Origin of the sequence: Rothia sp. P100, from assembly GCF_023712425.1 — a bacterium.
Lineage (GTDB): Bacteria > Actinomycetota > Actinomycetes > Actinomycetales > Micrococcaceae > Rothia > Rothia endophytica.
Window position 1 is genome coordinate 189063 of record NZ_JAMAYG010000002.1, and the last position, 11676, is coordinate 200738.

The 11676-nt window shown below is 57.0% G+C and carries 8 protein-coding genes; 3 read left to right on the plus strand and 5 right to left on the minus strand.

What is annotated here, in order from left to right; translation table 11 throughout:
• The first annotated feature begins 17 nt into the window (after positions 1-17).
• Together M3668_RS05715 and acnA are read left to right on the plus strand one after the other, a co-directional pair.
• Positions 18-1508 (plus strand): class I SAM-dependent RNA methyltransferase, encoded by a 1491-nt coding sequence (locus tag M3668_RS05715; protein ID WP_251379859.1) that lies wholly within the window; start codon positions 18-20, stop codon positions 1506-1508.
• Between the two features lie 380 nt (positions 1509-1888).
• A complete protein-coding gene (gene acnA / locus M3668_RS05720) occupies positions 1889-4564 on the plus strand; it encodes an aconitate hydratase AcnA (RefSeq protein ID WP_251379861.1) in 2676 nt (891 codons plus the stop codon).
• 87 nt (positions 4565-4651) lie between these two features.
• On the opposite strand, the gene M3668_RS05725 is transcribed toward acnA, so the two are convergent.
• A complete protein-coding gene (locus M3668_RS05725) occupies positions 4652-5269 on the minus strand; it encodes a mismatch-specific DNA-glycosylase (RefSeq protein WP_251379863.1) in 618 nt (205 codons plus the stop codon).
• A gap of 82 nt (positions 5270-5351) precedes the next feature.
• Positions 5352-6881 carry an alanine/glycine:cation symporter family protein gene (locus M3668_RS05730; protein WP_251379864.1) on the minus strand — a complete coding sequence of 510 codons (1530 nt, stop codon included), beginning with the start codon at positions 6879-6881 and terminating at the stop codon, positions 5352-5354.
• Positions 6882-7205: 324 nt separating this feature from the next.
• Here M3668_RS05730 and dxs point away from each other — a divergent pair, with 324 nt between their 5' ends.
• Positions 7206-9182, plus strand: coding sequence for a 1-deoxy-D-xylulose-5-phosphate synthase (dxs, locus tag M3668_RS05735; protein WP_251379866.1), 1977 nt, complete (start codon positions 7206-7208; stop codon positions 9180-9182).
• 77 nt (positions 9183-9259) lie between these two features.
• Here dxs and M3668_RS05740 read toward each other — a convergent pair whose 3' ends face one another.
• From M3668_RS05740 to msrB, 3 genes are all read right to left on the minus strand, one after another.
• On the minus strand, positions 9260-9748 hold the full coding sequence (locus tag M3668_RS05740) for a QcrA and Rieske domain-containing protein (protein WP_251379867.1): 489 nt from the start codon (positions 9746-9748) through the stop codon (positions 9260-9262).
• 3 nt (positions 9749-9751) lie between these two features.
• Entirely contained in the window at positions 9752-11059 is a 1308-nt protein-coding gene (locus tag M3668_RS05745; RefSeq protein WP_251379868.1) for an HRDC domain-containing protein, read from the minus strand.
• Positions 11060-11146: 87 nt separating this feature from the next.
• Positions 11147-11569: a peptide-methionine (R)-S-oxide reductase MsrB gene (msrB, locus tag M3668_RS05750; protein WP_251379869.1), complete on the minus strand. Its 423-nt coding sequence runs from the start codon at positions 11567-11569 to the stop codon at positions 11147-11149.
• Positions 11570-11676 lie beyond the last annotated feature (107 nt).

Here is an 11676-nt window from a genome sequence, read left to right on the forward strand (position 1 = left end):
CTGCATTGAGAGATACCGTGACTGAACAGACCCAGCAAAACCAAGCACCCGAGTTTGAGGTGGGGCAACTCGTGGAAGTAACTCCCGAACGCGCTGCTCACGGTGGCGCTTTCGTTGCCCGCGTCGATGGGCGAGTGGTCTTTGTACGCCACGGCCTGGTGGGCGAAACCGCTACCGCCCGTATCACCGGACGAGGCCCTAAGGGGCGCTTCTTTTTCGCTGATGTAGTGAACGTAGATGTTCCAGCAATTGCGCGCCGCCCGCACCCCTGGTCTGCGGCAGATTCCCTGGCTCACGCTCACCCTCTGGGCGGTATGGAGTACGGGCATATCGTGCCCACTGTGCAGCGCCGCTACAAAAAACAAGTGGTGGCCGAACAGCTGGCCCGGCTGGGCGGCGTACCAGCTGAACATCCCATGCTCACCGATTTGCCCATTCATGCCCTCCCAGAGGCTCCCGGCGCTACCGGTGAGGGGCTGAACTGGCGCACCCGAGCCCACTTCACCGTGGAGCGCGCCACCGGAAAAATTGCTATGTTCCCCCATAACTCCGGCACTCCCGTGCCTGTTGATTCCTTCCCTCTGGTCGATTCCCGCATCGAATCACTGGGCCTGGGCGAACTGACTTTCACCGGCGTTAAGCGTCTGGATGTCGCTGTTTCTGCCACGGACATGCTGGCCTTAGTTTTTACCGTTCCAGCCTCCCAGAACATGGTTGAGGTCGCTGATGCTGTCGAAGCCACTTGCCAGGAGGCTTGGGGCAATATTGAAGACCGCCTTATCACCCTCATTTTTACCGCGGAAAAGCAGGCTGGACGCCGCCGCGGTGCTAAACCCGCTGACATCGTGCGCGGTGCTGGCAACGCCGCCCTGCTAGAAACTGCTACCGTTTATGCCCAAGATTTCTACTGGAACGTAGCCGCTAACGGCTTCTGGCAGATTCACCGCTTTGCCCCCGAGATTCTGGGCAACGCCGTGCTTGATATGGCGCGTTTGCGCAAGGGCCAGACTGTCTACGACCTCTACTCCGGTGCCGGTCTTTTCACCGCCATCGTAGCCGACGCTGTGGGGGACCGCGGCACCGTCCTTTCGGTGGAAGGCTCCCCGGTTACCAGCAAAAATGCCGCTGATAACTTTGCGGAGGACGGGTCCTCACGCACCCACCGCTCCGAACGCACCACTGTGCGTGTTGAGCGCGGTGATGTTTCCCGCGTCCTTACCGGGGTCACCGCAGAGGTAAAAGCCGGCAGGTTCCCTGCCCCTGATGTCGTCATCGCTGACCCCTCACGCGAAGGTTGCGGCAAAACCGTGATGCAACAAATTGCTGATCTGAACCCACCCACCGTGGTCTACGTTGCCTGCGACCCGGCAGCCCTGGGTAGAGATACTGCTTATCTGCGGGCATCTGGCTACCGCCTCATGCGGGTGGAAGCCTTCGATATGTACCCGAACACCCACCACGTGGAAACCCTGGCAGTCTTCACCAAGTACTCAGGCAGCCAGCGGTAGAACAAACCCGCAAGGGTTTGCTCACCGGCTATCAATAAGTTGCCTACCGGCGCTCCCTCCCCACTTCCTCTGAACTTGTTACTGAGGAATGGACGCGCACACGTCATAAAATTGCAACATAATTAGGTCATGTTTTTCTTTCCGAAGCTGCAATCGTGCGGCGGGAGTGCATACTATATCGAATGCTGGTCTTAGCTATCTGAAATAAAGACTGTGTCCTGACCTGAAAATATGTGAATAAGGTGACACGGGGTACACTGGTTTCGATAGCTTAGCGTCAGAGTGTCCCTTAAGTGTGCATCACACACGGGCCGGCATCGCAGCCGGTTGGCACCGGGCGGTAGGCGAAGATGAAGACAGTGTCGAGAGGAGTCCCACATATGAGCACTGTGGATAGCTTCGGTTCAAAGGGCGTTTTGAACGTCAACGGAACCGAGTATGAAATTTTCCGTCTAAAGGCAGTTGACGGCTCGCAGAAGCTGCCTTATTCACTCAAGGTTTTGCTTGAGAACCTACTGCGCACCGAAGACGGTGCCAACATTACCGAGGGCCACATTAAGGCACTTGCTAACTGGGACGCATCGGCTGAACCCGATACTGAAATCCAGTTCACCCCTGCGCGCGTTATTATGCAGGACTTCACCGGTGTTCCCTGTGTGGTTGACCTTGCTACCATGCGTGAGGCCGTGAAGGAACTGGGCGGCGATCCCTCAAAGATTAACCCCCTGGCACCTGCTGAACTGGTCATTGACCACTCCGTTCAGATTGATAGCTTCGGTACTTCAGATGCGATCACCCGCAACATGGACATCGAATACCAGCGCAATGGCGAACGCTACAAGTTCCTGCGCTGGGGTCAGACCGCCTTTGACGACTTCAAGGTGGTTCCCCCGGGCATGGGCATCGTGCACCAGGTCAACATTGAATACCTGGCACGCACCATCATGGCCCGCGAGGTTGACGGCGTGTTGCGCGCCTACCCCGATACCGTGGTAGGTACTGACTCCCACACCACCATGGTTAATGGCCTGGGTGTTCTGGGCTGGGGCGTTGGCGGCATTGAGGCCGAGGCAGCTATGCTGGGCCAGCCCGTTTCCATGCTGATTCCCCGCGTGGTTGGCTTCAAGCTCACCGGCACCATCCCCTCCGGCGCTACCGCAACCGACGTGGTGCTTACCATCACCGAAATGTTGCGTGAGCACGGCGTTGTGGGCAAGTTCGTTGAATTCTACGGCGAGGGTGTAGGCCAGGTGCCCCTGGCAAACCGCGCAACCATCGGTAACATGAGCCCCGAATTCGGCTCAACCGCTGCCATGTTCCCCATCGACGAAAACACCCTTGAATACCTGCGCCTGACCGGCCGTAGCGAAGATCAGGTTGCTCTGGTGGAGGCTTACACCAAGGAACAGGGCCTCTGGCACGACCCCAAGGCCGAGGTTGAATACTCCGAGTACCTAGAACTCGACCTGTCCACCGTGGTTCCCTCCATTGCTGGTCCCAAGCGTCCTCAGGACCGCATCCAGGTATCTGACGCCAAGAAGCAGTTCGCTTCAGACATCAAGAACTACGGCGAAGCCGGCAAGTCCGCATCCGTCTCCATGGCAGATGGTCGCGAGTTTGAGTTGAAGAATGGCGCGGTCTCCATCGCATCCATCACCTCCTGTACCAACACCTCCAACCCTTCCGTGATGATGGCAGCGGGCGTGCTGGCACGCAACGCAGCAGCCAAGGGTCTGACCTCCAAGCCCTGGGTGAAGACCTCCATCGCACCGGGTTCAAAGGTTGTTACCGACTACTACGAAAAGTCGGGACTGCTGCCTGACCTCGAAGCCTTGGGCTTTTACGTCGTAGGCTACGGTTGCGCTACCTGTATCGGTAACTCCGGCCCGCTGGAGCCCGAGATTTCAGATGCTATCCAGGACAACGACCTCTCCGTGACCGCCGTTCTCTCCGGCAACCGTAACTTCGAAGGTCGTATCTCACCGGACGTCAAGATGAACTACCTGGCCTCCCCGCCCCTGGTCATCGCCTACGCTTTGGCCGGCACCATGGACTTCGATTTCGAGAAGGACGCTCTGGGCACCGATGCCGATGGTAACGACGTTTACCTGCGCGACATCTGGCCCGATCCCGCTGAGGTTCAGAAGATCATCGACGAGTCCCTGGACACCGCGATGTACAACAAGGAATACAGCACCATCTTTGACGGTGACGAGCGCTGGAAGGCCCTGGACACCCCCACCGGCAACACCTTCGAGTGGGATGCTCAGTCCACCTACGTGCGCAAGCCTCCTTACTTCGAGGGTATGAGCATGGACATCACCCCCGTGGAAGACATCAAGGGCGCTCGCGTACTGCTCAAGCTGGGCGATTCGGTGACCACTGACCACATTTCACCTGCTGGTTCTTTCAAGTCAGACACCCCTGCTGGTAAGTACCTGATTGAGAACGGTGTGCAGCGCAAGGACTTCAACTCCTACGGTTCACGTCGTGGTAACCACGAGGTCATGATTCGCGGTACCTTCGCGAACATCCGCATCAAAAACCAGTTGCTGGACGGCGTTGAGGGCGGTTACACCCGCGACTTTACCGCTGGCGGCGAGCAGGCAACTGTTTACGATGCATCTCAGAACTACCAGGCTGCTGGCATCCCGCTGGTCGTTTTGGGCGGTAAGGAATACGGCACCGGCTCATCCCGTGACTGGGCAGCGAAGGGTACCACCCTATTGGGCGTCAAGGCTGTTATTGCTGAGAGCTTCGAACGCATCCACCGTTCAAACCTGATCGGTATGGGTGTTGTTCCCCTGCAGTTCCCCGCCGGTGAATCACATGAATCACTGGGCCTGACCGGTACCGAAACCTTCGATATCACCGGGCTGACCGAACTCAATGAGGGCACCACCCCCAAGACCCTGAAGGTCACTGCCACCGCAGAAGACGGCAAGGTCACCGAGTTCGATGCTGTAGTACGCATCGACACCCCGGGTGAAGCTGACTACTACCGCAACGGCGGCATCCTGCAGTACGTACTGCGCAACCTGGTCCGCGGCTCCTAGTAGCTCGCTGATTAGCTCATAGACCGGTGGCCCCCATCATCTGATGGGGGCCACCGGTCTATGTTTTCAGGGTCAGGACCACCGGTTTTAGCTCCGGGTAGTCTCCCACACACGGCGCCATGTATCAGCCAATGAATCAACGGTTTCGTGGGCGTTGAGCCCGCTGGGCTGAGGCACCACCCACAGCTGAGTAGCCGGGTTCCACCCCTCAATCTGAGAAGTATCTTGCTGCCCCACCTTCGCCTTCCTGTCGCTGAAAGCCTCCCTGTAGGCGGTGATACCGACGACGGCTACTGTTTGGGGCGTGTAGGTGTGGGTGAGCTTTATCAGCCGGGGGAGGGCATCCTGAAGCTCTTGGCGGGTCAACTCATCGGCTCGCGCTGTAGCTCGACCGACCAGGTTGGTGATGCCGATGCCCAGCGCGGCAAGCTGAGCTTCAACCTCATCACTGAGCCCGCGGGAAGCGTCCACCCTAGGGGTCACGATGCCAGCACGGTCCAATGAAGGCCAGAACCTGTTACCGGGAAATGCAAAAGGTGCATTGACTGCCGCCGTCCATAGGCCCGGGTTGATGCCCACAATCAGCAGGCGCAGGGCAGTGCCGGGCAACGGAAGCCTGTCATCAAGGCTACCGTTGATAAATCCTGCTAGTTGATCACGGGTGGGACGTTCGCCATTAAGAGGTGAGGGGTGTTCTGTGCTCATATACTCACCCTAAACCACAGCGCCCCCGCTCACAGAAAGTAAGCGGGGGCGCTGATATCAGGAACGTACTAAGGAGTGAGCGCTACTTGTTTTGAACCGGGATTGCTCCGGTCTTCACGTCGTAGTAGTTCTCCCAGAAGTCTGCGTTCTTGATGCCCAGGGGACGGGGGTCAAACATGGGGTCCAGACCCTGCTTCTTCTGCTGTTCGTAGTCACGCAGAACCTGCAGGGCAGGCTTCTGAATCACCAGGATGCCCAAAATGTTGAGCCAAGCCATGAGACCCACCCCGATGTCGCCTAACGCCCAGGCAGAGCCTGAGGAGGACACACAACCCAGTACAGTTGCTACAAGAATGAGAAGTTGCAAGCAACGGAGCAGGACGTTGGATGCAACCTGGTTGTTGAGGTTGCGGGTGAGGTAACGCAGGTTGGTTTCTGCCATGTAGTAATAGGCAATAATTGTGGTGAAGGCGAAGAAAGCCAGTGAGATAGCAATGAAGATGGGGCCAGCGCCAGGGATGAAAGTGTCAAAAGCGTTCTGTGCGAAAGCGGGACCAACGGTAACGTTTTCTGCCAGGCCGCCCGAGCCTTCAGCTAGTACCGGTGATTCAATTGAGCCACCCTCGTAGACGCGGTACATACCGGTCGACAGAATGAGGAATGCTGTTGCTGAACAAACAAAGAGAGTGTCAATGTAGACCGCCATAGCCTGAACGAAGCCCTGAGCGGCGGGATGCTTGACCTCAGCTGCTGCAGCTGCGTGAGGGCCGGTGCCCTGGCCAGCTTCGTTGGAGTAGATGCCGCGCTTGACGCCCCACTCAATAGCGGTGCCGACGATAGCGCCGAAAGTAGCGTTTAGACCAAATGCTGAGGTGAAAATCAGGTTGATGACATCACCGAGCATATCGATATTGACGAAGGCTACAACCATGGCCAGAATGATGTACACGATAGCCATGACGGGCACTACTACCGAGGCAAAGGTAGCAATACGCTTGACGCCACCGACCACAATGAAAGCCAGCAGGATGGTGATGCCGGTAGCTGCCATCCAGGGGTGAACGGACGGGAAGGCACCTTCCATTGAAGTTGCAATACCGTTAGCCTGTACACCGGGGAGGAAGAAACCACAGGCAAGAACCGTGGCGAAAGCAAAGATTGATGCGTAGACCTTAAAAAGCCCGGCGTACTTGGTGTGCTTGTAGGCCTTCTCAAAGTAGTAGGCGGGACCACCACGGTATTCACCGGTAATCTTGTCGCGTTCTTTGAAAACCTGACCCAGGGTAGATTCGATAAAGGATGTAGATGAACCTAGGAAAGCAACCGTCCACATCCAGAAGACTGCACCGGGGCCACCAAAAGCAATAGCGGTTGCAACGCCAGCGATATTGCCGGTGCCCACGCGACCTGCAAGTGACATCGCTAGAGCCTGGAAGGAGGAGACTCCGTCTTTGGAGGATTCGCCTTTGAAAGTGCAGCGAATCATGGTGGGGATTTGCCGGATCTGCAACAACCGGGTGCGAATGGTGAAATACACACCTACTGCTAGGCAGAGATAGACAAGTACGGGAGACCAGATTATTCCGTTCACCCAGTCAATGACTGCAGTCATGATTTGTATCCGTTCGTGTGGGGCTAGCTGATAATGCTAGCTGTGTAATGATGCCAGTCTCTGCGGCGTATAAAACTGCTTCATACCGCTTAATGTGAGCTGTTGAACACTGATAATAAACGCTGGGTCAAACTTATGGAAGCAGCCACGCGCCCTGAAACCTAAACGAAACACAAAAGGGCGGCCTAATGTTTGCCCGGTAAAATCGCTAATCGTTCGGTGAGCGGGTAAAGTTACTTTCCTGTACGACATAGTTTAATGACCGGTGAGCAGTGCTGAGCTACCAGAGATGCTTGGGTAGATCCGGTCCTTTAGGGAGCAACCGTGGGACTACTTGAAACAATCCGCGAACCGGGCGACCTCAATAGCCTAACTGCCTTACAGCTCACTGAGTTGGCGCAGGAGATTCGGGAATTTCTGGTGAAAACTGTTTCTCAGACCGGTGGGCACCTGGGCCCTAACCTTGGGGTCGTAGAGCTAACTGTGGGTATTCACCGTGTCTTTAGCTCACCGCGTGACTCTCTCATCTTTGACACCGGGCACCAGTCCTACGTTCACAAACTGCTGACCGGACGGCAAAATTTTGAAACTTTGCGCCAAAAAGATGGCCTAGCGGGTTACCCTGAGCGAGCTGAATCTGAACACGATATCGTCGAGTCATCTCACGCGTCCTCGTCGCTGTCCTGGGCCGACGGCGTCTCTCGCGCGCGCCAGCTGGCAGGAGAAACCGACCGCTACACCGTTGCTGTCATTGGTGATGGAGCATTAACCGGTGGCATGGCCTGGGAAGCTGTCAATAACATTGCGGCAGACAAGAACCGTAAGGTAGTTATCGTGGTCAATGATAACGGCCGATCCTACGCACCTACAGTGGGCGGCTTTGCCAACCAGCTGGCAGCCCTACAACACGAACTGCAAAACAAGCTGGATAAGGTTCGCCTTGATAGTCGTTACGAGCGCACCTTGACCACCGCCCGGGAGAAACTTCAGCAGGGCGGGCCCCTCGGTCGCATGGTTTACCAGGGCCTGCACGGTATGAAAGCCGGGATCAAGGACGTGATGGTGCCCGGCGGTATCTTTGAGGACCTGGGCATGAAGTATGTGGGCCCGATTGACGGGCATGATCTTGAAGCCGTTGAATCAGCCCTTGAATCTGCCAAGAACTTTGGTGGCCCCGTGATTGTTCACGCAATCACTGAGAAGGGGCACGGTTACGCGCCTGCCGTCAATGATAAGGACGACATGTTCCACGCCGTAGGCGTGATTGACCCCGAAACGGGTGAAGCGCTAGCTAAGCCCTCGGATAAGTCCTGGACCTCGGTCTTTGCCCAGGAAATCAAAGAGATTGCCGACGAACGCAAAGATATCGTGGGTATCACCGGAGCCATGCTGATTCCGGTGGGCCTCAAGCCTATGGCCGCAGCCCACCCTGACCGGGTCATCGACGTGGGAATCGCCGAACAGCACGCGATTGCTATGAGCGCCGGTCTAGCCTACGGCGGACAGCACCCGGTCATCGCCCTATACGCGACCTTTCTCAACCGCGGCTTTGACCAGTTGCTCATGGACGTTGCGCTCCACAAGGCGGGTGTGACCATTGTGCTGGACCGTTCAGGTGTTACCGGCCCCGACGGCGCCAGCCACCACGGTATGTGGGACCTGGCCCTGCTGCAATTCATCCCGGGTCTGCACCTGGCAGCGCCGCGCGATGCCGTAACACTGCGCGAAGAACTGCGTGAAGCAGTCGCCATCGAGGACGCCCCCAGCGTGGTGCGCTACCCCAAGGGTTCGGTAGGTGTAGACATCCCTGCTCTTGAGCGACTGGCAGATGGAACTGATATCCTCGCACGTACCGGCGAACCGCACACCGAAACCGGTCAACGCGATGTCTTGTTGATTGGTGTGGGAGCCTTTGCCCGCCTGGCTCTGCAGGTGGCTGAACTCCTTGAAGACCGGGGTGTTACCGTTACTGTGATTGACCCCCGCTGGGTCATGCCTGTGCCGGCTTCTGTGGTTGATCTTGCCGGGCAACACCGCATCGTGGTGTCAATGGAGGATGGCGTGCGAGCAGGTGGTGTGGGTTCTCGCATCCGCCAGGAAATGCGAGCAGCAGGTATCGATACCGCACTCAACGAGTTGGGTCTGCCCGCTGAATTCATCAAGCACGCTGAGCGTCAAGAAATTCTTGAAGAAGTTGGGCTGACTCCCCAGAAGATTAGCTCTGATATTCTCTCCCAGCTTTCTGGCACCATGGTTCCCTTTGCGCGAGGTGAAGGTGAAAAGCCCAAACATACTCTCTAAAGTGCCCTAGCGGTGGGCAACAGATACAGAAAAGGCCGGGGATAGTTATCCCCGGCCTTTTGAGTCGAGTGGAAGGCTTAGCCTACCCAGATACGGTCTCCCTTAATTTCAAGGGGGAATTCTGGCAAAGCCGTTTCAGCCGGACCACCCTGAGGCGCGCCGTCCTCAGTGGAAAAGACAGAAGCATGACAGGGGCAGTTTATGGTCTTTTCTTTCTGCGCGTTAACCTGGCAACCCTGGTGGGTGCAGACGGACGAGAAAGCATGGAAGGTGCCCTCGGTAGGCTGAGTAATCATCACGCTGGTTCCCTGAGCGGTAGCCTTAATAACTCCGCCCACCGGCACATCTGCTACAGCCGCCATGTCAGTGGGCTCGGCAGGGGCACCGGGGTCGATGGAGGTGGCGGTGGCATCGGAATCCATGGAGGAGCCGCATGCGGTAAGAGTTAGAGCTCCTGCACCAGCGCCAACAGCGCCGACTGCTGCGCGGCGCGTCATTCCAGGGTTTTCAGTGATTTCTTTGGCTGATGAAGAGTTGGCTGATGAACAACCACAGGTATTGCACACGGTTTACTCCTTAGAGGTAGAGGGGGCAGACCCCAGAATCTCACCAAAAATCTTAGCAAGAGAGCCTACTACCACTTCAATTTGCCACTCTCGGGCTCCCAATTCAAGCAGGGCTGACCTAAGTCGCGCGGCGGTTGGCTCGGCGGGAGGGTCCCAGCAGAGACGGCGCAGAGTATCAGGCGACAAGAGGTTTTCCTGGGGCAGGGTAAGTTCCTCTGCCAGGGCGACTATGGCAGGTTTAGCCTCAGCAAAGAGCTGGGCTGATAGAGGGCGCTTAGTCTCCCACGCCTTGAGCGGTGGTGGCCCCTCTGCCGGGGTGGTGAAGGGAACCGGTTGGGCATCGTTTTTAGCGTCGGCGATTGCCCGAACCCAGCGCGGAGCTTCTCGCTTGAGGGCACGCGTCTGGAAACCCGGAACCTGTAAAATGGCGGGGACCGAACGGGGCATGAGCCGTGCTGCTTGAATCAGAGCGGGATCGGGTAGCAGACGCTTAGGCGCTACGTCTTTTGTTTGGGCAAGACGCTCACGCTCGTACCAGAGGTTGCGCAACGCGGTCAGCTGACGGCGGTTCTTTAGCTCTCTGATTCCCTTAGTTTTACGCCAGGGGTCCTTTTTGGGCTCCCTTTCCCAGACCTCGCACTCATACCTAAACTCTTCAAGGGCGTACCCGAGCTTATCTTGCTCTCGCAACACCTCTTCAACAGCTTCGCGCAGGTCCAGCAGAATCTCGACGTCCAAGGCGGCGTAGTTGAGCCACTCTTCGGGGAGGGGCCGCTTGGACCAGTCAACCGATGAGTGCTCCTTGGCCAGTTTGAAACCTAAAAGGTTTTCTACCATGAACCCCAGGCCAACGCGCTCGAAGCCGGCCAGACGTCCGCCCATTTCGGTATCAAAAAGAGCGTCTGGGTACATCCCCAGTTCAGCCAGGCACGGGAGGTCCTGGGTGGCAGCATGCAATACCCATTCCACACCTGAGAGAGCATCATTGACGGGGGAGAGATCCTCAAAGGCTTCGGGATCAATGATGATGACGCCCGACTCGCCGCGCTTGAGTTGCACCAGGAAGGCACGTTGCCCGTATCTAATCCCCGAGGCACGTTCGGTGTCGACGGCGACCGGGCCGCTTTGCTCTGATAAAATCTGAGCAACTCTTCTGAGCCCACGCTCGGTATTAATCACGCTGGGTGTGCCACCAGCGGGAGCCTCAAGCTTGACTAGCTCAGGAATCTGAAGGTTACTGGGTAGCCCAAAGTCGCTGCTCACGGGCCCGGTGGGTGCCGCCGAAGCACCGGGGGGAGTAGATGCGGGCATGGGCCAACTCTCTTTCACGGCAGTAGACATACTTAACTATTATGCCACTTTGTAGAAAACGGCTCCTCAGTCTGAGTTAAGCGCGGTTTACTTCTGTACAGGCTTCTCTTCGAGAGTAAGACAAATAGAGTTGATGCAGTAGCGCAGATCGGTGGGCGTAGCGTAGCCTTCACCCTCGAAAACGTGCCCCAGATGGGAATCGCAAGCTGCACAGCGCACCTCGGTACGCACCATACCCATGCTACGGTCCTGGATGTAACGCACGCTTGACTCGGCTGCAGGTTCATAAAAAGAGGGCCAACCGCAGTGGCTCTCAAATTTCTCGCTAGAGCGAAAGAGCTCAACCCCGCAGGCTCGGCACGAGTAGACACCTTCAGTGGTGGTGTCCCAGTATTCGCCGGTATAGGGACGCTCGGTGCCGCCCTCGCGCAACACAGCATACTCGGTGGGATTCAGCACAGATTTCCAGTTCTTAACCACAGAGCCAACGCCGGGCTTAAAATCGTTCACGATAGTGCCTTTCTTTTTCAGTAGAGGGTATTTTTTACCCTACCTCTAGTAGCGTGCCGGCACACCTTCTTATTCCCGCTTTATACCCACCCAGGGCAGCTGCCCTG